Origin of the sequence: Burkholderia sp. BCC0398 (assembly GCF_902833245.1) — a bacterium.
Taxonomy (GTDB): Bacteria; Pseudomonadota; Gammaproteobacteria; order Burkholderiales; family Burkholderiaceae; genus Burkholderia; species Burkholderia sola.
The window spans coordinates 287,964-308,746 of sequence record NZ_CADFEM010000007.1; the positions used below are offsets into that span (position 1 = coordinate 287,964).

21 protein-coding genes are annotated in these 20,783 nt (G+C 69.0%); 6 read left to right on the top strand and 15 right to left on the bottom strand.

The features are described 5' to 3' along the window. Positions 1-13 precede the first annotated feature (13 nt). The 6 genes from HWX76_RS17935 to HWX76_RS17960 all read right to left on the bottom strand — a co-directional run bounded on the left by HWX76_RS17935 (position 14) and on the right by HWX76_RS17960 (position 5,388). On the bottom strand, positions 14-721 hold the full coding sequence (locus HWX76_RS17935; RefSeq protein ID WP_176016114.1) for an SRPBCC domain-containing protein: 708 nt from the start codon (positions 719-721) through the stop codon (positions 14-16). Between the two features lie 28 nt (positions 722-749). Then, entirely contained in the window at positions 750-1,109 is a 360-nt protein-coding gene (locus HWX76_RS17940) for a DUF427 domain-containing protein (protein ID WP_050014528.1), read from the bottom strand. Between the two features lie 128 nt (positions 1,110-1,237). After that, on the bottom strand, positions 1,238-1,675 hold the full coding sequence (locus tag HWX76_RS17945) for a carboxypeptidase-like regulatory domain-containing protein (RefSeq protein ID WP_089488778.1): 438 nt from the start codon (positions 1,673-1,675) through the stop codon (positions 1,238-1,240). A gap of 104 nt (positions 1,676-1,779) precedes the next feature. Then, complete coding sequence (locus HWX76_RS17950; RefSeq protein WP_089488779.1) at positions 1,780-3,261, bottom strand: DegQ family serine endoprotease; 1,482 nt, start codon at positions 3,259-3,261, stop codon at positions 1,780-1,782. Positions 3,262-3,375: 114 nt separating this feature from the next. Further along, a complete protein-coding gene (locus HWX76_RS17955; RefSeq protein ID WP_050014534.1) occupies positions 3,376-4,722 on the bottom strand; it encodes an ATP-binding protein in 1,347 nt (448 codons plus the stop codon). 3 nt (positions 4,723-4,725) lie between these two features. Beyond that, entirely contained in the window at positions 4,726-5,388 is a 663-nt protein-coding gene (locus HWX76_RS17960; protein ID WP_050014536.1) for a response regulator, read from the bottom strand. Between the two features lie 185 nt (positions 5,389-5,573). Between HWX76_RS17960 and dacB the strand changes: the two genes are divergently transcribed. From dacB to HWX76_RS17975, 3 genes are all read left to right on the top strand, one after another. Next, a complete protein-coding gene (gene dacB / locus HWX76_RS17965) occupies positions 5,574-7,106 on the top strand; it encodes a D-alanyl-D-alanine carboxypeptidase/D-alanyl-D-alanine-endopeptidase (protein WP_176016115.1) in 1,533 nt (510 codons plus the stop codon). Positions 7,107-7,439: 333 nt separating this feature from the next. Continuing rightward, entirely contained in the window at positions 7,440-8,354 is a 915-nt protein-coding gene (locus HWX76_RS17970; RefSeq protein WP_124631543.1) for a sterol desaturase family protein, read from the top strand. A gap of 96 nt (positions 8,355-8,450) precedes the next feature. Next, complete coding sequence (locus HWX76_RS17975) at positions 8,451-9,590, top strand: SGNH/GDSL hydrolase family protein (RefSeq protein ID WP_050014540.1); 1,140 nt, start codon at positions 8,451-8,453, stop codon at positions 9,588-9,590. An 89-nt stretch (positions 9,591-9,679) separates the two neighbouring features. Here HWX76_RS17975 and HWX76_RS17980 read toward each other — a convergent pair whose 3' ends face one another. The 6 genes from HWX76_RS17980 to pyk form a co-directional block, all read right to left on the bottom strand. Beyond that, positions 9,680-10,708: an L-threonylcarbamoyladenylate synthase gene (locus HWX76_RS17980; protein ID WP_050014541.1), complete on the bottom strand. Its 1,029-nt coding sequence runs from the start codon at positions 10,706-10,708 to the stop codon at positions 9,680-9,682. 11 nt (positions 10,709-10,719) lie between these two features. Further along, entirely contained in the window at positions 10,720-11,916 is a 1,197-nt protein-coding gene (locus tag HWX76_RS17985; RefSeq protein ID WP_050014543.1) for a 5-(carboxyamino)imidazole ribonucleotide synthase, read from the bottom strand. A 90-nt stretch (positions 11,917-12,006) separates the two neighbouring features. Next, positions 12,007-12,528: a 5-(carboxyamino)imidazole ribonucleotide mutase gene (purE, locus tag HWX76_RS17990; RefSeq protein ID WP_050014544.1), complete on the bottom strand. Its 522-nt coding sequence runs from the start codon at positions 12,526-12,528 to the stop codon at positions 12,007-12,009. A 17-nt stretch (positions 12,529-12,545) separates the two neighbouring features. Then, positions 12,546-13,436 carry a phosphoribosylaminoimidazolesuccinocarboxamide synthase gene (locus tag HWX76_RS17995; RefSeq protein ID WP_027785305.1) on the bottom strand — a complete coding sequence of 297 codons (891 nt, stop codon included), beginning with the start codon at positions 13,434-13,436 and terminating at the stop codon, positions 12,546-12,548. Positions 13,437-13,669: 233 nt separating this feature from the next. Continuing rightward, positions 13,670-14,734, bottom strand: a complete 1,065-nt coding sequence (gene fba, locus HWX76_RS18000) for a class II fructose-bisphosphate aldolase (protein ID WP_050014549.1) — start codon at positions 14,732-14,734, stop codon at positions 13,670-13,672. 318 nt (positions 14,735-15,052) lie between these two features. Further along, entirely contained in the window at positions 15,053-16,489 is a 1,437-nt protein-coding gene (pyk, locus tag HWX76_RS18005) for a pyruvate kinase (RefSeq protein WP_050014704.1), read from the bottom strand. Between pyk and HWX76_RS36935 the strand changes: the two genes are divergently transcribed. Then, positions 16,488-16,616, top strand: coding sequence for a hypothetical protein (locus HWX76_RS36935; protein ID WP_256975618.1), 129 nt, complete (start codon positions 16,488-16,490; stop codon positions 16,614-16,616). The genes pyk and HWX76_RS36935 overlap by 2 nt on opposite strands. Positions 16,617-16,773: 157 nt before the next feature. Here HWX76_RS36935 and HWX76_RS18010 read toward each other — a convergent pair whose 3' ends face one another. The 3 genes from HWX76_RS18010 to HWX76_RS18020 all read right to left on the bottom strand — a co-directional run bounded on the left by HWX76_RS18010 (position 16,774) and on the right by HWX76_RS18020 (position 19,326). Continuing rightward, on the bottom strand, positions 16,774-17,970 hold the full coding sequence (locus HWX76_RS18010; RefSeq protein WP_176016116.1) for a phosphoglycerate kinase: 1,197 nt from the start codon (positions 17,968-17,970) through the stop codon (positions 16,774-16,776). A 280-nt stretch (positions 17,971-18,250) separates the two neighbouring features. After that, on the bottom strand, positions 18,251-18,574 hold the full coding sequence (locus HWX76_RS18015) for an AzlD domain-containing protein (RefSeq protein ID WP_050014552.1): 324 nt from the start codon (positions 18,572-18,574) through the stop codon (positions 18,251-18,253). Further along, entirely contained in the window at positions 18,571-19,326 is a 756-nt protein-coding gene (locus HWX76_RS18020; RefSeq protein ID WP_050014553.1) for an AzlC family ABC transporter permease, read from the bottom strand. The genes HWX76_RS18015 and HWX76_RS18020 overlap by 4 nt, the downstream gene beginning before the upstream one ends. 206 nt (positions 19,327-19,532) lie before the next feature. Here HWX76_RS18020 and HWX76_RS18025 point away from each other — a divergent pair, with 206 nt between their 5' ends. Together HWX76_RS18025 and HWX76_RS18030 are read left to right on the top strand one after the other, a co-directional pair. Continuing rightward, positions 19,533-20,456, top strand: a complete 924-nt coding sequence (locus HWX76_RS18025) for a branched-chain amino acid transaminase (protein WP_006477940.1) — start codon at positions 19,533-19,535, stop codon at positions 20,454-20,456. Between the two features lie 50 nt (positions 20,457-20,506). Next, complete coding sequence (locus HWX76_RS18030) at positions 20,507-20,701, top strand: zinc-finger domain-containing protein (protein WP_006482499.1); 195 nt, start codon at positions 20,507-20,509, stop codon at positions 20,699-20,701. Positions 20,702-20,783 lie beyond the last annotated feature (82 nt).

Below are 20,783 nucleotides of genomic sequence, written 5' to 3' on the forward strand. Positions count from 1 at the left end.
ACCGGGCGACCGCTCAGCCGCCGTTGAACCAGCGTGCCGCGTAAAGCAGCAGCGCGACGAACACGATCATCGCCGCCCAGGCCCACACGGGCACCGTGCCGGAATCGCGATGCCGGAGCGCGCTCGCCGCCCGCCCGCTCAGCGTACCGCCGAGATGCGGCGGCAGCGAACGCTTCGTCGCGGCCATCAGCGATGCCGGCCGCAGAAAGACATGCTGGCGTCGCTGCGCGGCGGCGCTCGCGCGATTCGGCGCGAGGCCGTGCTTCGCCTGCACGACCGCGCAGAACTCGCGGAAGAACGCGTCGGTCCATTCGCGCAGCGCATTGTCGATCTGCCGCCCCGGCAACTCCGCGAGCGGCCCGCTCGCCGTCGCCCAGACCACGTACTCGATGCGCGTGGCGGTCGCATCGTCATCCGGCATCAGCACGAGCTCGACCTGGCCGCGCAGCGCGCCGGGGCCGTCGGCCCGCGCCTTGAAGTTGAGCACGCGGCGCGGCTGCCCTTCCGCGTCGCCCTGTTCGGCGGCCGCATGCGCGCGCACGTCGTAGCGGGCGCGCAGCGGGCCCAGCGGCACCGTGATCGTCAGCGCGAACTCGCCGTGCGCGAGTTTCACGAACGATTCGCAATGATCGAAGCTCGCACGCAGCAGCGCGAGATCCTCCAGCGCTTCCCGCACGACAGGCGGCGCGAGCGGTACGCGTAACGTGTCGTTCAATTCCATGACGCCTCCCCGATGAACGCGCGCCGCATCAGGACGTCTCGACGAGACTGTCGACCCGTGCGACATCGAAGGCGACGTAGTGCGCGAGCACGGCGGCCGCCTCCTTCGGTTCTTCGTAACTCCATGCGGCGTTCTCGATCACGCCGTCTTCCGTCTGCAAGTCGAAATGCACGGCCTGCCCCCTGAACGGGCAGGCGGTCGTGACGCCCGATTTCACGAGCCGGCGCATGTTGACGTCGCTGCGCGGCAGGTAGTGGATGTCCGGGAGCCCCGCTTCACGCACGGTCAGCGCGCCGTGCGAATCGGCATAGGTGATGCCGCGATGGATCACGCGCACGCGATGACGGTTCGGCACGATTTCGAGTCGGGGGTCGGCTGCATCGGACATCGTTTCTCCTTCGGGCGGCCGCCAGGCCGGGCAGGAAACGAAAAAGCCACGGCACGCATGCCGTGGCTTTCATTATGGGCGAAACTTCGTCCGATTGCGCGTCCCGGGCCCGGGCCGCGCGCGGGCGGCTACTGCGCACTCCACTGGAACGCGGCTTTCGCGCCGCCCTTCGCGCCGACCGTGACGGCGCGCGATTCGTCGCTGCCCTGGTACGACGCATGCACCGTATAGCGCCCCGGCGGCAGCTTCACCAGCATGTACGGCCCGCGCGCGTCGGTCGCCAGCACCTCGGTGCCCTTGCCGTCGACGATCCGGACATGGACGTCGGCCAGGAACTCGCCGCCCTTGCCGGTGAAGCGCAGCGCCAGCGGCCATGACGCCTCGTTACTCTGGAATGCCGTCGACTGGTCCTTGCCGATACCGCCCGACACATAGCTGATATCGCCTTGCTGGCTCGCGGCGGGCAGACCGTCCGACTGCGCGTACGCGCCGGTCGCACCGGCCGCGAGGCCGGCGGTCAGCGCCGCGGCGACGGCAAATCGGGACACGTTGCGTAGATGTTGCATGGCTCTCTCCTTGGGGTCGGAACACATACGGGGCGCAGCGTCACGCGATCGAGCGGCGGCGGCGCCCGCCGCGGCCGGCCGGGCCGGCCGTCGGCCGTGGCCGGTCAGCTCAGGTCGACCGGCACGAAGATCTGTGCATTGTCGCGCTGGATCAACAGAGCAAGACTGTTGCCCGCGCCCTTCACCGCGTCGCGCAACTGCTCGGGGCTCGTGACCGGGCGGCCGTTCACCGCGAGGATCACGTCGCCGGGCTGGATGCCCGCGTTGGCGGCCGGCCCGCCGGCCTGCTGCACGATCAGCCCGTGCGACAGGTTGTCGGCGTTGCGCTCCTGCGGCGACAGCGGCCGCACCGCGACACCCAGACGACCCTGCTCGACCGGCCCGCCGTCGTTCGACGCGAGCTTCGCATCGGCCATCGCGCCGAGCGTCACGCTGATCGACTTCTTCGACTTGTCGCGCCAGATCTGCAACTCGGCCTTCGAACCCGGCTTCAGGTTCGCGATCTGCGCGGGCAGCGACGTCGAATCGGCGACCGGCGAGCCGTTGACCGACAGGATCACGTCGCCCGGCTGCAGGCCGGCCTTCGCGGCCGGACCGTTGGCGTCGACCGAGCTGACGAGCGCACCGTCCGGCTTCGGCAGCCCGAACGAGCTCGCGAGCGTCTGGTTCAGCCCCTGCACGGCCACGCCGAGACGGCCGCGGCTCACGTGGCCCGTCTTCACGAGCTCGTCCTTCACCTTGATCGCCTCGTTGATCGGGATCGCGAACGACAGGCCCTGGAAGCCGCCCGTCTGCGAGTAGATCATCGAGTTGATGCCGATCACCTCGCCCTGCAGGTTGAACAGCGGGCCGCCCGAGTTGCCCGGGTTCACCGGCACGTCGGTCTGGATGAACGGCGTGTAGTTCTCGTCCGGCAGCGCGCGCGACTTCGCGCTGATGATGCCCGACGTGACCGTGTTGTCGAAGCCGTACGGCGAGCCGATCGCGACGACCCACTGGCCGACCTTGCTCTGCGCCGGATCGCCGATCTTCACGGTCGGCAGGCCGCTCGCGTCGATCTTCAGCACGGCGACGTCGGACTGCTTGTCGGAGCCGACGACCTTCGCCTTGTATTCGCGCTTGTCGGTCAGCTTGACCGTGACGACGTTCGCGCCGTCGATCACGTGCGCATTGGTGAGGATGTACCCGTCGGCGCTGACGATGAAGCCCGACCCGAGGCTCGCGCTCGGCTGGTCGTCCGGCTGCGCGTCGCCGCCCATGCCCGGCACCTGGCCGTAGAAGTGCTTGAAGAACTGGTAGAACGGGTCGCTCGGATCGATCGGCAGTTGCGGCTGCGGCGCGCGCCGCGACACCTGCTTCACGACATGCTTCGCGCTGATGTTCACGACCGCCGGGCCGTAGGTCTCGACGAGCCCGGAGAAATCGGGGATGCCGGTCTTGGCGGCGGCTTCGGCCGGCATCATGGCGGCCTGCGCGGGCGTGATGATCTGCGGATCGGCGCGGCGGGTACCGGCGAAATAGCCTGCCGACAGGGCGGCCGCCACGGCGACCGCGACGGTGCCGCGTGCAAGGAATCGGGTGTTCATCGTAGGACCTCCTCGTTGTTAGGACGCAGCGTAACGACCCTGACTTAAAGGAGGCTTAATCAGCCTTAAGCGGGGCTTAAGCGACCTCCGGCGCCGGGCCGGCCCCGCGTCCCTTCAGGCGGATTCGGAAGGCTGCGGCGCCTGGGCCGGCATCTCGGCATCGCGGAACACGACGCTGACGAGCAGGCCGCCCGCGGCCGCATCGCCGAGCGACACCGTCGCGCCCTGCTGCGCGGCCACGCGCTTGACGATCGCGAGCCCGAGCCCGCTGCCCGACACGTCGGTGCGCGCGCGCGCCGTGCTGTCGCGATAGAAGCGGTCGAACACGCGCTCGCGCTCGTCGGCCGGAATGCCCGGCCCGCTGTCGGCGATCTGCACGCACGCGCGGCCGGCCGCGTCGCGCGTCAGCGACACGTCGATGCGGCCGCCGTCCGGCGTGTACTTCACCGCGTTGTCGAGCAGGTTGCCGAACATCACGCGCAGCGCGCCGACGTCCGCGACGACGCTCGCCGCGCGCGTTTCCTCGAAGCCGAGATCGATGTCGTGCCGCTGCGCGAGCGGCGCATGCGCGGCCACGCATTCGGCGAGCAGCGCCTGCAGGTCGACCGGTTCGCGCATCGTCGCACCGTCCGGCTCGGCGCGGGCGAGCGCGAGCAGTTGCTCGGTGAGGCGCGTCGCGCGCGACACGCCGTCCTGGAGATCCGCGATCGCCTCGCGGCGCGATGCATCGTCCTTCGCGCGCGCGACGAGCTGCGCCTGGATCTGCACGGCCGCGAGCGGCGTGCGCAATTCGTGCGCGGCGTCGGCGACGAACGCCTTCTGCGTGTCGAGCGCCGACGACAATCGCGCGAGCAGCCCGTTCAGCGCCCGCACGAGCGGCTGCACCTCGAGCGGCAGCCGGCCGTCGGGCAGCGGATCGAGCGCTTCCGGCCGGCGCGCCTCGACCGCGCGCGTCACGCGGCCGAGCGGCGCGAGCCCGCGCCCGACGATCCCCCACACGGCCGCGCCGAGGAACGGCAGCAGCACGATCAGCGGCCACAGCGTGCGCAGCGCGACGTTCGCCGCGAGCCGGTTGCGCACCGACAGCGGCTGCGCGAGCTGCACGACGTTGTCGCCGACGATCGCGCCGTACACGCGCCATTCGCCGCGATCGGTGCGCTCGGTCGAGAAGCCGAGCTCCGCGCGCGGCGCGATCGGCGCGCGCGGATGCGAGAAGTACATCAGCACGCCGTTGCGGTTCCAGATCTGGATCACGATGCCTTCGTCGCCGTTGGTGCGCGAGCCGAACACCTGCGAGAACGGCTCGGACGGCAGCGCCGCGGCGATTTCCTGCAGCTGGTAGTCGAACAGTTCGTTCGCCTCGGCGAGCGCCTGCCGGTAGATGAGCCAGCCCGCCATGCCCACGCCCGCGACCACGATCGCGAGCAGCCAGATCAGCAATTGATGACGAATCGACCGCACGCGTCAGCTTTCCTTGACGACCATGTAGCCGAGCCCGCGCACGTTGCGGATCAGGTCCGAGCCGAGCTTCTTGCGCAGCGCGTGGATGTAGACCTCGACCGTGTTGCTGCCGATCTCCTCGCCCCAGCCGTACATCTTCTCCTCGAGCTGACTCTTCGACAGCACCGCGCCCGGCCGCGCGAGCAGCGCCTCGAGCAGCGCGAACTCGCGCGCGGACAGCGCGACGGGCGCGCCGTCGAGCGTCACCTGGTGCGCGGCCGGATCGAGCGTCAGCGCACCGTGGCGGATCAGCGACTCGCTGCGCCCGGCCTGGCGGCGGATCAGCGCGCGCATCCGCGCGCCGAGCTCGTCGAGATCGAACGGCTTGACGAGGTAGTCGTCGGCGCCCGCGTCGAGCCCCTTCACGCGATCGGCGACCGCGTCGCGCGCGGTGACGATCAGCACCGGCAGCGCCAGCCCGCGCCCGCGCAGCGTGCGCAGCACGTCGATGCCGTCGCGCTTCGGCAGCCCGAGATCGAGCAGCAGCAGATCGTACGTCTCGCCGCCGAGCGCCGTCAGCGCGGCGTCGCCGTCCTGCACCCAGTCGACCGCAAAGCCGTCCGAGCGCAGCGCCTTGCGCACGCCTTCGGCAATCATTCGATCATCTTCGACAAGCAGAATCCGCATCGGGCCACGCATCCATGGGGCGAGTCAAACACGGCGACCATTGTAGCGCCGCGAATCGCGTGCGCGGCACCCTGCAATGCAACAGTAAGGCGGATTGCAAGGGGCGTGCCGCGACTTGTCTCTACAATGTGCGCTTCGGCGCCCCGCGCGCCCTGCCCGAGCCCCCGCTTTTCCCGTATTCGCCCATGCCGATTTCCGATCTTTCCGCCCGGTTCCCCCCTCGCGCCCGCGTCTGCCTGCGGGCGGCCGCCGTCGTCGCCACCTGCACCGCGCTCGCGTTCGCGCCGCCCGCGCAGGCCCGCAAGAAATCCCACAAGGAAGCGCGCAAGAGCGCCGTCGTGTCGCCGGCCGCGCGCGCGGCCGGCCTGCCGGCATCGGTGCTCGTCGCGCTGCAGCGCGCGAAGGTGCCGGCATCGGCGATGAGCGTCGTGGTCGAGCGCGTCGGCGATCCGCAACCGCTGATCGCGTGGAATGCGAGCCGGCCAATGCTGCCGGCCTCGACGATGAAGCTCGTGACGACCTTCTCGGGCCTGTCGATCCTCGGCCCCGACTACCGCTGGCGCACGACCGCGTACACGGACGGCACGATCGACCCCGACGGCACGCTGCAGGGCAACCTGTACATCAAGGGCACCGGCGATCCGAAGCTCGTGCCCGAAGAGTTGATCGACCTCGTCGACAAGCTGCGCAAGGCCGGCGTCAAGCGCGTGGCCGGCGGCCTCGTGCTCGACAAGAGCTATTTCGCGGCGTCGACGCGCGACCTGCCGTCATTCGACGACGATGCAAGCGCGCCGTACAACGTCGGCCCCGATCCGCTGCTGTACGCATTCAAGGCCGTGTCGTTCACGGTCACGCCGGGCGACGACGGCAAGGTCGCCGTCGACGTGCTGCCGCCGCTCGCGGACCTGTCGATCGACAACCAGCTCGTCGAAGGCTCGGGCTCGTGCAGCGCGGCCGCCGCGGCCGCGCGCCCGACGCTGACCGCCGGCGGCGGGATCATGACCGCGTCGTTCGCCGGCGACTACCCGCTGCGCTGCGGCGCGCACACGACCAACCTCGCGATCCTCGATCACACGACGTTCTTCGCACGCGGCTTCCTCGCGCTGTGGCAGCAGGACGGCGGCACGATCGCGGGGCCCGTGAGCGAAGGCAAGGTGCCGACCACCGCGCGGCCGCTCGCCGTGCATCACAGCCCGGTGCTCGGCAGCATCGTCTACGACATCAACAAGTTCAGCAACAACGTGATGGCGCGCAACCTGTTCCTGACGATCGGCGCGGTCAGCGGCAAGCCGCCCGCGACGCCCGAGCAGTCGAGCCGCGCGATCCAGGCGTTCCTGCAGAAGAACGGCATCGCGATGCCCGATCTCGTGCTCGAGAACGGCTCGGGGCTGTCGCGCGAAGAGCACGTGAGCGCGCTGTCGCTCGCCGCGCTGCTGCAGGCCGCGAACGCGAGCCCCGTCGCGCAGGCGTTCGTCGATTCGCTGCCGATCGCCGGCATCGACGGCACGATGAAGAACCGCCTCACCAACGCCGGCGTGCTCGGCAACGCGCACATCAAGACCGGCACGCTGCGCGACGTGCGCGCGATCGCCGGCTACGTCGCCGGCGCGGACGGCCAGAGCTACGTCGTCGTCAGCTTCATCAACGACGATCGCGCGGAAGGCGCACGCGCCGCGCACGACACGCTGCTCGAGTGGATCTACGCGGGCGCGCACTGACGCTCCGCGCACCGCGCATCGGGCCGTCGTGACAACGCGGCCCGCGCTCCCGCTGCTCCGCGTCGCCCGCGAAATTTCGCGCTGCGCGGTTTGAAACGCCGCCGCCACCCTCGTGCAACGCGCTGTGCGCACGCCATGCCCGCAAAACGGGGCCGCACCGCCCGGCCCCGTGCAGTACGGATTCCGTAGAAACCCTGTCCTCAGAGGGAACCCTCTACGCTGCCCCCTCGCCTAGCGCGTGGCGATTGCGTAGGCTGTTGGCCTGACCGATATCTACAACGGGCCACACGCCCGGCCTCATGGCTTGCAGGGGAACGAAGGAGACACTCGCCCATGCGATTCGACGTCGAATTGCTTCTGCTCGCGCTGGCGCCCGTCTTCCTGCTCTGCATCGCGTGGGAGGCCTGGCACCTCGCCCGCACCCGTGCGCACGACCGCATCTATGCGTGGCGCGACACGCTGTGCAACGCGGCGCTCGCGCTGATGCACCAGGGCGCCGACAAGCTCGCATGGCTGTTCGTGATTCCCGTCTATGCGTACTGCTACCGGCACTATCGTCTTTACACGTGGCACGACGGCTGGCTGTCGTTCGCGGTGCTGTTCGTCGCGCAGGACTTCCTCTACTACGTGTTCCATCGCGCGAGTCATCGCGTGCGCTGGCTGTGGGCCGCGCACGTCGTGCACCACTCGTCCGAGCGGATGAATTTCTCGACCGCGTTCCGCCAGAGCCTGATGTACCCGGTCTCGGGCATGTGGCTGTTCTGGCTGCCGCTCGCGTTCGCCGGCTTTCCGCCGCAACAGGTCGTCGGCATCGTGCTGATCAACCTCGCGTTCCAGTTCTTCGTGCACACGCAGGCGATCGGCAAGCTCGGCTGGCTCGAATACGTGCTGAACACGCCGTCGATCCACCGCGCGCACCATGCGCGCAACGCGCGCTACATCGACCGCAATTACGCAGGCGTCCTGGTGATCTGGGATCGCCTGTTCGGCAGCTATGTCGACGAAACGCCCGACGATCCGCCGCAGTACGGGATCGTCGAGCGGCTCGGCTCGAACAACCCGCTCGTCGCGACGTTCCACGAGTGGGGGGCGATGGCGTCCGACGCGTGGCGCGTCGGCGGATGGCGCAACAAGCTGCGCGCGATTTTCGGCCCGCCCGAATGGGCGAGCGCTTATCATGCGCAGATTGCCGAGGCCGCGAACCAGGATCCGCGCACCGTGCCGCCGGCGGCTGCGCGCGACCGATAAACCGTTTCAGCCAACGGCCGCCGCGCAGCCCGGAACCGAGCAGGCACGCGGCAGATGAGAAACACATCAGGGCCATATCTACGAGGAGATAGAACGATGCAGACACAACAACACGCACTTTCCCGCACGCGTGGGCGCATGCTGCGCACCGCGCAGGTCGCGATCGCCGGCGCCGCGCTCGCGCTGCTCGCCGCATGCGGCGGCGGCGACGACAACAACGGCAGCAGCGCGTCGACCACGCCGCCGTCGGGCGTGAAGATGCAAATCGTGTCGTTCGGCGACAGCCTGTCCGACGTCGGCACCTACTCGCAAATCAAGCTCGGCTTCGGCGGCGGCCGCTTCACGACCAACCCGGGCCAGGTGTGGACGCAGAACGTCGCGCAGTACTACGGCGACACGCTGCAGCCCGCCAACCAGGGCGGCTTCGGCATCCCGCTGCAGGCCACCGGCGGCCTCGGCTACGCGCAGGGCGGCTCGCGCGTGACGCTGCAGCCGGGCATCGGCCATGCGGACGCGAGCGTGCCGAACCCCGACTACGCGCAGGCGACCACCACGCCGATCGCCGATCAGGTCAAGCAGTACCTGACGCAGCACGGCAGCTTCAACGCCGGCCAGATCGTGCTGATCAACGGCGGCGCGAACGACATCTTCTACCAGGCCCAGGTCGCGCAGGCGCAAGGCAATACGCCGGCCGCGCAGCTCGCGGCGGCGCAGGCGATCGGCCTGGCCGCGCAGCAGCTCGGCGGAATCGTCCAGCAGATCGTCGCGGCAGGCGCCACGCACGTGTTCGTCGCGAACGTGCCGGACATCGGCGGCACGCCGCTCGCGCTGCAGGGCGGCACGCAGGCCGCGTTCACGCAACTGTCGGGCCTCTTCAACCAGACGCTGGCCGGCACGCTGGCCGCGCTGAAGGTCGACACCACGAAGGTCGCGGTGGTCGATTCGTTCACGTGGCAGGACGGCATCGCGGCCAACTACCAGGCGAACGGCTTCAGCGTGAAGAACACCGATACGGCCTGCAACCTGAAGGCGATGGTCCAGGCCGCGACGCAGTACGGCGTCGCGAACGCGACCGCGTTCGGCTCGTCGCTGTTCTGCTCGCCGCAGACCTACACGGTCGCGAACGCGGACCAGACCTACATGTTCGCCGACACGGTCCACCCGACCACGCGCCTGCATGCGCTGTTCGCGCAGTACGTCGAACAGCAGATCGCGAAATCCGGCGTCGGCAAGTAAGCCGCCGGCCACGCGCCCAAGCGAAAACGCCTGACCGGTTCGCGCCGGTCAGGCGTTTTTTCATTCTCGAGCGGAAGGCGAAGGCTGCGTCAGTCGCGCGCTTCGAACGCGGCCGCCGCGCGGCCGAGACGATCGTTGACCGCGATCCATTCGACGGTCTCGGGCAGCTTCTCGACGAGGATGCGCGCGACCTGCGCGCGGTCGAGCGCCCTCAGCATCCCGTACAGGTCGCGCGCATAGGCCTGCGGATCTTCCGGCGCCGCGATGAAATGCACGCCGTCGGCCTGCGCCCAGTGCGCTGCCCGCGATGCGCGCGCGACGAGCGCGACGCGCTCGCCGTCGGTTTGCGCGGCCGCGAGCAGCGGCTCGAGCGCGTCGAACGGCAGCAGCGCGAGCGGCGTGCGCGGCGCGTAATGCGCTTTCAGCGTGCCCGACGCGCGCGGCGCCGTCGCATCGCTGCCGTCCGGCAGCCTCGGTGCGCGGCCGAGCACGTCGGCGATCTGTTGCGGCGTCACGTGGCCCGGGCGCAGCAGCGCCGGGAAGCCGCGCGACAGGTCGAGAATCGTCGACTCGATGCCGACTTCGGACGCGCCGCCGTCGAGCACGTGCACGGTATCGCCGAACTCGTCGCGCACGTGCTGCGCGGTCGTCGGACTCACGTGGCCGAACCGGTTCGCGGACGGCGCGGCCACGCCGCCATGGCCGCCGCGCCGCGCGCTGAACGCGGCCAGCAGCGCCTGCGCGACCGGATGCGACGGACAGCGCAGCCCGACCGAATCCTGCCCGCCGCTCACGGCATCGGGAATGCGCGCATGGCGCTTCAGGATCAGCGTGAGCGGGCCCGGCCAGAATGCATCGATCAACGCGTGCGCGTCGGCCGGCAGGTCGTCGGCCCAATAGCCCGGGTCGCCGCCGGGCGGCAGATGCACGATCACCGGATGGTTCGCGGGCCGCCCCTTCGCCGCATAGATGCGCGCGACGGCCTCGGGGTTCGCCGCGTCGCCGCCGAGCCCGTAGACGGTCTCGGTCGGAAACGCGACGAGCTGGCCCGCGTCGAGCAGCGCCGCGGCCGCGTCGATCTGCGCGGGCGTCACGTGCTTCGGGAGATCGATGGACATCGGCCCGCGCCTCAGTCGAGCGGCACGCGCAGCAGGTGCGCGCACGCGGTGGCGGCGGCGACGGCTTCGTCGCGCGTCTCGGCCGTGAAGTTCACGTGGCCCATCTTGCGGCCGACGCGCGCTTCTTCCTTGCCGTACAGATGCAGGTGCGCGGCCGGCATCGCGGCGACCGTGTCCCACGGCGGCGTGACGGCGTCGGCCGCCGCACCATTGGGAAACCACACGTCGCCGAGGATGTTCAGCATCGCGGCTGGCGAATGCTGGCGCGGATTGCCGAGCGGCATGCGCGTCATCGCGCGCACCTGCTGCTCGAACTGGCTCGTTGCGCACGCATCGACCGTGTAGTGGCCGGAGTTGTGCGGGCGCGGCGCCATTTCGTTCGCGACGAACGAGCCGTCCTCCAGCACGAAGAATTCGACGCACAGCACGCCGACGTAGCCGAGCGTATCGGCGATCCGCACGGCCGCCTGCTGCGCCTCTTCGACGCGCGCGGCGTCGGCCGCCGGCGCCGGCACGACCGTCAGCGCGAGAATGCCGTTGTGATGCACGTTCTGCGCGAGCGGGAACGCGGCCGAGCGGCCGTCGGCGCCGCGCGCGATCAGCGCCGACACTTCGTATTTCAGCGGCAGGCGCTTCTCCAGCACGCACGGCACGCCGCCGAGCGCGGCATGCGCGTTGCGCGCTTCCTGCGCGGTGGCGACACGCACCTGGCCCTTGCCGTCGTAGCCGAGGCGGGCCGTCTTCAGGATGCCCGGCAGCACCGCGTCGAGCGCCGCATCGTCGAGCGCGACGAGCGCCGCCGCCGATTCGATCACGACGTGCGGCGCGACCGGCACGCCCGACGCCTCGATGAATCGCTTCTCCGCGATCCGGTCCTGCGCGACCGCGACGCAGCGGCCGGCCGGTGCGACGAACGTCGTGCGCGCGAGGAAATCGAGGCTCGCGGCCGGCACGTTCTCGAACTCCGTCGATACGGCGTCGCACAGGTCCGCCAGTTCGGCGAGCGCGGCTTCGTCGTCGTACGCCGCGCGCAGGTGGCGATCGGCGACCGCGCCGGCGGGGCTCGTCGGATCGGGATCGAGCACGGCGACGCGATAGCCCATCGACTGGGCGGCAAAGCAGAACATGCGGCCGAGCTGGCCGCCGCCGACCATGCCCAGCCACGCGCCGGGCAGGATCGGGGAAACGGAATCAGGAGTTGCGGTCATGTCAGTGGTCGGTCGCGGCGGAACGCGGAAAGGCCCGCCGCAGTAGGAAAATCCGGCGCCGGCCGCATCGTGCGGCCGCGCGCCATGCCGTCATTCCAGCGGCGGCAGCACCATCGCGTGCGCGGCTTCGTTCTGGCGCACGCGGAACGCGGCGAGCCGGTTCGCGTAGTCGACCGAGTTCCCGGACAGGATCGACACCGCGAACAGCGCGGCATTCGCGGCGCCGGCCTCGCCGATCGCGAACGTCGCGACCGGCACGCCCTTCGGCATCTGCACGATCGAGTGCAGCGAATCGACGCCCTTCAGGTATTTGCTCGCGACCGGCACGCCGAGCACGGGCACCGTGGTTTTCGCGGCGAGCATGCCGGGCAGGTGTGCGGCGCCGCCGGCGCCCGCGATGATCGCGCGGAGCCCGCGCTCGCGCGCCTTCTCCGCATAGTCGAACATCTCGTCGGGCATCCGGTGCGCGGACACGACCTTCGCTTCGTACGGCACGCCGAATTCCTGCAGGATGGCGACCGCGTGCTTCATCACGTCCCAGTCGGAACTCGAACCCATCAGCACGCCGATCAGCGGCGCGCTGTGCGTGTGGGCGGTCTGGACTTCACTCATTCTCTTATCTTCCTCGATCAGGCGAGCGACTGGCCCGTGATGCGCTCGAGCGCTTCCTGGTACTTCGCGGCCGTCTTCTCGACGACGTCGGCCGGCAGCGCCGGCGCCGGCGCCGTCTTGCCCCACGGCTGCGCCTCGAGCCAGTCGCGCACGAACTGCTTGTCGAACGACGGCGGGTTCGTGCCGACTTCGTACTGGTCGGCCGGCCAGAAGCGCGACGAATCGGCGGTCAGCACTTCGTCCATCAGATACAGCTTGCCGTGGTTGTCGAGGCCGAATTCGAACTTCGTGTCGGCGATGATGATGCCGCGCGTCGCCGCGTAGTCGGCCGCTTCCTTGTACAGGCGGATCGAGATGTCGCGGATCGTCGCGGCCAGCTCGGTGCCGATGCGGCGCTCGGTTTCCTCGAACGTGATGTTCTCGTCGTGCTCGCCCATCTCGGCCTTCGCGGCCGGCGTGAAGATCGGCTCGGGCAGCTTCTGCGCGTTCTGCAGGCCTTCCGGCAGCTGCACGCCGCACACGGCGCCCGACGCCTGGTATTCCTTCCAGCCGCTGCCGGCCAGGTAGCCGCGCACGACCGCTTCGATCATGATCGGCTCGAGGCGCTTGACGACCACGCCGCGGCCCTTCACCTGCTCGACCTCGTCGGCCGCGACGACCGCTTCCGGCGCGTCGCCCGTCAGGTGGTTCGGCACGATGTGCGCGAGCTTGTCGAACCAGAAGTTCGCCATCTGGTTCAGCACGCGGCCCTTGTTCGGAATCGGCTCGCCCATCACCACGTCGAAGGCCGACAGGCGATCGGTCGTGACGATCAGGAGCTTGTCGTTGCCGACCGCGTAGTTATCGCGAACCTTGCCGCGACCGAGAAGCGGCAGCGAGCGGAGCGTGGATTCGTAAAGGGTAGACATCGTCTTTTCGCAGATAAGGAGCCAAACAAAAAGGGAAACGCCGTTCCCCGCGGCAGGCGGGAACGGCGGTCTTGCAATACGTCGGCGAACCGGCGGGCGCAGCGCCCGGGCGGCTGCCGGCCGGCCCTTGTTCGGCCGGACGGAACGGCTGCCGGGGCCGGATCAAATCCGGCCGAACGGGCAGCCAGCCCATGCCCGGCGGCAGAACCGGGCGGGGCAATCGTACTACAGTCTCAGCGCACGACCTGTGCGAGCGCGCCCGACTTGTACTGCTCGGCGATCTTGTCGAGCGACACCGGCTTGATCTTGCCGGCCTGGCCTTCGCAGCCGAACGCGAGGTAACGGTCGACGCACACCTGCTTCGCGGCTTCGCGCGCGGGCTTCAGGTAGTCGCGCGGATCGAACTTGCCCGGGTTCTCGAACAGGTAGCGGCGGATCGCGCCGGTGATCGCGAGACGCAGGTCGGTGTCGATGTTGATCTTGCGCACGCCGTGCTTGATGCCTTCCTGGATTTCCTCGACCGGCACGCCGTAGGTTTCCTTCATGTCGCCGCCGAATTCGCGGATCTCGGCCAGCAGTTCCTGCGGCACCGACGACGAACCGTGCATCACCAGGTGCGTGTTCGGAATGCGTGCGTGGATTTCCTTGATGCGCTGGATCGACAGGATGTCGCCCGTCGGCTTCTTCGAGAACTTGTACGCGCCGTGCGACGTGCCGATCGCGATCGCGAGCGCGTCGCACTGCGTGAGCTTCACGAAGTCGGCGGCCTGCTCCGGATCGGTCAGCAACTGCTCGCGGGTCATCGTGCCTTCCGCGCCGTGGCCGTCTTCCTTGTCGCCCTTCATCGTCTCGAGCGAGCCGAGCACGCCGAGTTCGGCTTCGACCGTCACGCCGATCGAGTGCGCCATCTCGACGACCTTGCGCGACACGTCGACGTTGTACTCGTACGACGCGACCGTCTTGCCGTCGGCTTCGAGCGAACCGTCCATCATCACGCTCGTGAAGCCGCTGCGGATCGCGGCCGTGCAGACCGCCGGCGACTGGCCGTGATCCTGGTGCATCACGACCGGGATGTGCGGATACGATTCGACCGCTGCTTCGATCAGGTGGCGCAGGAACGGCTCGCCCGCGTACTTACGCGCGCCGGCCGATGCCTGCATGATCACGGGCGCGCCGACCTGATCCGCCGCCGCCATGATCGCCTGGACCTGCTCCAGGTTGTTCACGTTGAAGGCCGGCAGGCCGTAACCGTGCTCTGCCGCGTGGTCCAGCAATTGACGCATTGATACGAGAGGCATTGTGGAACTCCTTGGAATGAAAACCGGTGCGCCCTGACGCCGGCGCGGCGCTCACTCCCCTCTGAACCGGGACGGCGCGGCGCGGCTGAGCGTCGAATAGCCGCATTTTATCGCGAAGCGCCTCCGATTCCGACCGCCCGGTGGCGCCCGCTCGCAATTTGTTACGTTCGCACGGCACAATCGGGCCAAAAAGGAGAAAAAAAGCCGCGCGGGGCTTCGGACCCCGCGCGGCCTGTGCGCAAAAAAACGGTGCCGGATCGATTGCAGCCGATCCGGGCCGCCGGTCTGCCGGCCGGCGCGATGCGGTTCAGCCGGCGCTCAATAATGCTCGCCGACCCGCACGATCTTCAGCGTGTTGGTGCCGCCCGCCTGCCCCATCGGCTCGCCGACGGTCAGCACGACCATGTCGCCGTGCTGCACGTAGCCCTGCTTGACGACGATCTCGAGCGCGGCCTGCAGCGCCGAATCGCGGTCGCTGTTGAAGTCGACGTGCAGCGGCGTCACGTTGCGGTACAGCGCCATCGTGCGCTCGCTGCCGACGCGCGGCGTCAGCGCGAAGATCGGCACGTGCGTGTAGTGACGCGACATCCACAGCGCGGTCGCGCCCGATTCGGTCAGCGCGATGATCGCCTTCGCGCCCAGGTGGTACGCGGTGAACAGCGCGCCCATCGCGATCGACTGGTCGATCCGCGTGAACGTGCGGTCGAGGAAGTCCTTGTCCAGCTCGACTTCTTCCGACTTTTCCGCCTCGACGCACACGGCCGCCATCGTCTCGATCGTGACGACCGGATACTTGCCGGCAGCCGTCTCGGCCGACAGCATCACCGCGTCGGTGCCGTCGAGCACCGCGTTCGCGACGTCCGACACTTCCGCGCGGGTCGGCACCGGCGCGTAGATCATCGATTCCATCATCTGCGTCGCGGTGATCACGAGCTTGTTCGACTCGCGCGCCATCCGGATCATCCGCTTCTGCAGCGCCGGCACGGCCGCGTTGCCCACTTCGACCGCGAGGTCGCCGCGCGCGACCATGATGCCGTCGGACGCGTCGAGGATGCTCTGCAGCGCCGGAATCGCCTCCGCGCGTTCGATCTTCGCGATCATCTTCGGCTTGATGCCGTACGGCGCGCCCGCGATGTTCGCGAGCTGGCGCGCCATTTCCATGTCGGTCGCGTTCTTCGGGAACGACACCGCGACGAGGTCCGCGCCGAGCGACATCGCGGTGCGGATGTCCTCCATGTCCTTCGCGGTCAGCGCCGGCGCCGACAGGCCGCCGCCCTGGCGGTTGATCCCCTTGTTGTTCGACAGCTCGCCGCCCACCTTGACGATCGTGTGGATCTCGTCGCCGAGCACGCGCTCGACGGTCAGCACGATCAGGCCGTCGTTCAGCAGCAGCAGGTCGCCCGGCTTCAGATCGCGCGGCAGCTCCTTGTAGTCGAGGCCGACGCGCTCGTCGTTGCCGAGTTCGCAGCCCGCATCGAGGATGAACGGCTGCCCCGGCACGAGCGTGGTCTTGCCGTTCTCGAACTTGCCGACGCGGATCTTCGGGCCCTGGAGGTCGGCCATGATCGCGATCTCGCGGCCAACCTTGCGGGCGGCCTCGCGCACCATTTCGGCGCGCTGGCGGTGATCGTCGGCCGTGCCGTGCGAAAAATTGAGCCGCACGACGTCGAGGCCCGCCTGCATCATCTGCAGCAGAATCTCCGGCGAACTGGATGCCGGGCCGATCGTGGCGACTATCTTGGTGGCGCGCTGCATGAAACTCCTCATCTGGATCAAGGTGGATGCGCTGGGTGAAACGCTGCGAGAGCCGGAACCGGCAGGCCCAGCGGCCGCCGTTCCGGGGGGCGTGCCGGTGCTGGCGCCCGGCATCGCTTTGTTCTGAATCTCGTGGTGCTGCACGGCCGCGTCGCCGGCGGCCGCCGGTGCGCGCGGGGCGGTGTTCGCCCGCGCGGGCGCGCGTGTGCGCTTGCCCGCGCCGGCCGGCTGCTCCGCTTTCGCGGAGCGCGCGGCCTTCGTCACCCCTGCGCGCGCCGCCACGCTCAGGCCGCCCGCGTTTCGAGCACTTCCACCGCCGGCAGCTTCTTCCCCTCGAGGAACTCGAGGAAGGCGCCGCCGCCCGTCGAGATGTAGCTGACCTGGTCGTGGATGCCGTACTTCGCGATGGCCGCGAGCGTGTCGCCGCCGCCCGCGATCGAGAACGCGGACGATTTGGCGATCGCTTCGGCGAGCGTCTTGGTGCCGTTGCCGAACTGGTCGAACTCGAACACGCCGACCGGGCCGTTCCACACGATCGTGCCGGCCTTCTCGAGCTGGCTCGCGAGCGCCTTGGCCGTATCGGGGCCGATGTCGAGGATCATGTCGTCCGCTTCGATGTCGGCGACCTGCTTCACCGTGGCCGCGGCCGTCGGCGAGAATTCCTTCGCGGTGACGACGTCGGTCGGGATCGGCACCGATGCGCCGCGCTCGCGCGCTTCGTCGATGATCGCCTTCGCCTCGGCGACGAGATCGGCTTCCGCGAGCGACTTGCCGATCGACAGGCTGGCCGCGAGCATGAACGTGTTCGCGATGCCGCCGCCGACGATCAGCTGGTCGACCTTGCCGGCCAGCGACTTCAGGATGGTCAGCTTGGTCGACACCTTCGAACCGGCGACGATCGCGACCAGCGGGCGCGCCGGGTTGCCGAGCGCCTTGCCGAGCGCGTCGAGTTCCGCAGCAAGCAGCGGGCCCGCGCATGCCACGGGCGCATACTTCGCGATCCCGTGGGTGGTCGCCTCCGCACGGTGCGCGGTGCCGAACGCGTCGTTCACGTACACGTCGCAGAGCTTCGCCATCTTCTGCGCGAGCTCGTCCGAATTTTTCTTCTCGCCCTTGTTCACGCGGCAGTTCTCGAGCAGCACGACCTGGCCCGGCGCGACGTTCACGCCGTTCTCGACCCAGTTCGCGACGAGCGGCACGTCGCGGCCGAGCAGGTCGGCGAGACGCTTCGCGACCGGCGCGAGCGAGTCTTCCGGCTTGAATTCGCCTTCGGTCGGACGGCCGAGGTGCGACGTGACCATCACCGCCGCGCCGGCGTCGAGCGCGGCCTGGATGGCCGGCACGGACGCACGCACGCGCGTGTCCTCGGTGATGTTGCCCTGGTCGTCCTGCGGGACGTTCAGGTCGGCGCGGATGAACACCCGCTTGCCGGCGAGCTGGCCGGCGGCGATCAGGTCGGTAAGACGCTTGACTTGGCTCATGTTGAACAGATTGAAGTGGTGGATGGGGAAAGGGGGTTCACGCTGGACGTGCGCGGGCTGCCGCGAAAGGGCGCCGGATGCGGCCGTGGCTGGCGGTTCGCAAGACGCGCACGGGTAAAAAATCTCGAACGGGCATTCTAGCCGATCCATCCGGCAGACTGACCCGTGCGACGGCGAATTCCGCCTATTTGGGATCGCGCGCCGGAACGGACGAATTGCTGCACCGCAGCAAGACAGGCGCACAGCCGGCCGGCAGTGATCGGACCGGAACGGCGGCGCATCAGAAGATCAGCCGCAGTGCGGTGAACACGAGCATCCCGATGACGATCGTGCCGAGCATGCTGCGCCGCCACAAAAACCAGCCGAGGCCGGCGAGCGCCGCGTAGAACGGATGATTGGACAGCCCGAACGACAGTCCGGCCGGCGTTTCGAGCACGTCGGGCAACACGACGGCGACCAGCGCGGCGGCCGGCGCGTAGCGCAGCGCGCGCTGCGCGCGTTCGGGCAGCACGGTGCGCTCGCCGCCGATCAGGAACAGCGCGCGCGTGACGGCCGTGACGATCGTCATCCCGACGATGACGATCCAGATCTCGGTCGCGCTCATTCGATGTCCTTTTCGTGCACGGTTTCGGTCCGGATGCGCCGCCAGTCGGCGCGCTCGACGAAGAAATCGGCCGCGCAGCCGGCCGCGAGCGCGGCGAGCACCGCGATCGGGAGCGCGAGCCGGTACGGCAGGTCGAACGCGATCAGCGACACGATGCCCGCGACCGCGACGGCCGCGAGCGTCGAGCGGTTCGCGACCGCCGACACCATGATCGGGATCAGCGCGAGCGTGCCGGCCAGCTCCAGCCCCCAGCTCGCGGGAAAGACGCTCGCGAGCAGGATGCCGGCGAGCGACGACACCTGCCACGACGCCCAGCTCGCGAGCGCCATCCCCCAGAAATACGCTTCCTTGCCCGGCACGCGGCCGTACGCGAAGCCCTGTTTCTGGAACAGCAGATAGATCACGTCGCCGTTGAAATAGCCGATCGCGAGGCGCCGCCACAGCGGCAGGTAGGAAAAATGGGGCGCCAGCCCGGCGCTGAAGATCACGAAGCGCAGGTTGACCATCGCGGCCGTGAGCAACACGGTCCAGATCGGCAGCTTCGCCGCGAGCAGCGGCAGCACCGCGAGCTGCGACGAGCCCGCGTAGACGAACAGCGACATCGCGCTCGCCTGCCCGAGCGTCATCACGGACTTGCTCATCGCGATGCCGGTGACGAGCCCCCAGGACAGGATCGCCATCAGTGTCGGGGAATAGTCGCGCGCGCCCTGGATCAGCGCGAAGCGGTCGGTGGCGGACAATCGAGCGAGCATCGGAAAGCGGGCCGCAGCGGGCGGTTCGTCGGGACGCCGGCGCCTCCTGCCGTGCGACCCATCGTTATTGGAATCGGTACCGGACGATTATAGCGCCGGCCCCGTGCCGCCCGACCGGATCGTCCCCAAATGACGCTAAAATAAGCGTCTTTCCGGTTCAACGCTGCACATCACCCGCAGCACATCACCGCTTCCAGGAGAATCCTATGTCAATGGCCGACCGCGACGGCAAGATCTGGATGGACGGCAAGCTGATCGACTGGCGCGACGCCAAGATCCACGTCCTGACCCATACGCTGCACTACGGCATGGGCGTCTTCGAGGGCGTGCGCGCGTACAAGACGGCCGACGGCGGCACCGCGATCTTCCGCCTGCGCGAGCACACCAAACGTCTGCTGAATTCGGCGAAGATCTTCCAGATGGACGTGCCGTTCGACCGCGAAACGCTCGAAGCCGCGCAGCTCGCGGTCGTGCGCGAGAACCATCTCGAGTCGTGCTACCTGCGCCCGATCATCTGGGTCGGCTCGGAAAAGCTCGGCGTGGCCGCGAAGGGCAATACGATCCACGTCGCGATCGCCGCGTGGCCGTGGGGCGCGTACCTCGGCGAGGACGGCCTCGCGAAGGGCATCCGCGTGAAGACGTCGTCGTTCACGCGCCACCACGTGAACGTGTCGATGGTGCGTGCGAAGGCATCCGGCTGGTATGTGAACTCGATTCTCGCGAACCAGGAAGCGACGGCCGACGGCTACGACGAAGCGCTGCTGCTCGATGTCGACGGCTACGTGTCCGAAGGCTCCGGCGAGAACTTCTTCCTCGTGAACAACGGCAAGCTGTACACGCCCGACCTGTCGTCCTGCCTCGACGGCATCACGCGCGACACGGTCATCACGCTCGCGAAGGACGCCGGCATCGAGGTCATCGAGAAGCGCATCACGCGCGACGAGGTCTACACGGCCGACGAAGCGTTCTTCACCGGCACGGCCGCCGAGGTCACGCCGATCCGCGAACTCGACAACCGCACGATCGGCAGCGGCGCGCGCGGCCCCGTCACGGAAAAGCTCCAGTCGGCGTTTTTCGATATCGTGTCAGGCAAGAACGCGAAGTACGCGCACTGGCTGACGAAGGTCTGAGCGCGCCGCGCCACCGACCGCCCCACACAAGAGTGATAAGAGAAAGTCTCATGAGCGAAATCAAGGAAATGCCGCTGGTCGAGCTGACGGCCAAGGATCTTCCCGCCTACTGCCCGAACCCGGCCATGACGCGCTGGAATGCGCACCCGCGCGTCTTCATCGACGTATCGCACGGCGAGGCGCGCTGCCCGTACTGCGGCACGCGCTACAAGCTGCGCGACGGCGAGGTCGTCAAGGGCCACTGAGCCCCGGCGGCCGGGCCTGACGGCCCGCCGACCCGCAAGGCGGCGCAGCCGGCAGTCCGGCGCGCCGCCCTTCCCCATTCTG

Excerpts from the sequence above, each read along its gene's own strand:
- HWX76_RS17940 (WP_050014528.1), bottom strand. The coding sequence starts at position 1,109 with ATGTCCGATGCAGCCGACCCCCGACTCGAAATCGTGCCGAACCGTCAT.
- HWX76_RS18025 (WP_006477940.1), top strand. The coding sequence starts at position 19,533 with ATGTCAATGGCCGACCGCGACGGCAAGATCTGGATGGACGGCAAGCTG.
- HWX76_RS17945 (WP_089488778.1), bottom strand. The coding sequence starts at position 1,675 with ATGCAACATCTACGCAACGTGTCCCGATTTGCCGTCGCCGCGGCGCTG.
- HWX76_RS36935 (WP_256975618.1), top strand. The coding sequence starts at position 16,488 with ATGAAACTCCTCATCTGGATCAAGGTGGATGCGCTGGGTGAAACGCTG.
- purE (WP_050014544.1), bottom strand. The coding sequence starts at position 12,528 with ATGAGTGAAGTCCAGACCGCCCACACGCACAGCGCGCCGCTGATCGGC.
- HWX76_RS18015 (WP_050014552.1), bottom strand. The coding sequence starts at position 18,574 with ATGAGCGCGACCGAGATCTGGATCGTCATCGTCGGGATGACGATCGTC.
- fba (WP_050014549.1), bottom strand. The coding sequence starts at position 14,734 with ATGCCTCTCGTATCAATGCGTCAATTGCTGGACCACGCGGCAGAGCAC.
- dacB (WP_176016115.1), top strand. The coding sequence starts at position 5,574 with ATGCCGATTTCCGATCTTTCCGCCCGGTTCCCCCCTCGCGCCCGCGTC.
- HWX76_RS17980 (WP_050014541.1), bottom strand. The coding sequence starts at position 10,708 with ATGTCCATCGATCTCCCGAAGCACGTGACGCCCGCGCAGATCGACGCG.
- HWX76_RS17975 (WP_050014540.1), top strand. The coding sequence starts at position 8,451 with ATGCAGACACAACAACACGCACTTTCCCGCACGCGTGGGCGCATGCTG.
- HWX76_RS17995 (WP_027785305.1), bottom strand. The coding sequence starts at position 13,436 with ATGTCTACCCTTTACGAATCCACGCTCCGCTCGCTGCCGCTTCTCGGT.
- HWX76_RS17985 (WP_050014543.1), bottom strand. The coding sequence starts at position 11,916 with ATGACCGCAACTCCTGATTCCGTTTCCCCGATCCTGCCCGGCGCGTGG.
- HWX76_RS18020 (WP_050014553.1), bottom strand. The coding sequence starts at position 19,326 with ATGCTCGCTCGATTGTCCGCCACCGACCGCTTCGCGCTGATCCAGGGC.
- HWX76_RS17935 (WP_176016114.1), bottom strand. The coding sequence starts at position 721 with ATGGAATTGAACGACACGTTACGCGTACCGCTCGCGCCGCCTGTCGTG.
- HWX76_RS17960 (WP_050014536.1), bottom strand. The coding sequence starts at position 5,388 with ATGCGGATTCTGCTTGTCGAAGATGATCGAATGATTGCCGAAGGCGTG.
- HWX76_RS17950 (WP_089488779.1), bottom strand. The coding sequence starts at position 3,261 with ATGAACACCCGATTCCTTGCACGCGGCACCGTCGCGGTCGCCGTGGCG.
- HWX76_RS18010 (WP_176016116.1), bottom strand. The coding sequence starts at position 17,970 with ATGAGCCAAGTCAAGCGTCTTACCGACCTGATCGCCGCCGGCCAGCTC.
- pyk (WP_050014704.1), bottom strand. The coding sequence starts at position 16,489 with ATGCAGCGCGCCACCAAGATAGTCGCCACGATCGGCCCGGCATCCAGT.
- HWX76_RS17970 (WP_124631543.1), top strand. The coding sequence starts at position 7,440 with ATGCGATTCGACGTCGAATTGCTTCTGCTCGCGCTGGCGCCCGTCTTC.
- HWX76_RS18030 (WP_006482499.1), top strand. The coding sequence starts at position 20,507 with ATGAGCGAAATCAAGGAAATGCCGCTGGTCGAGCTGACGGCCAAGGAT.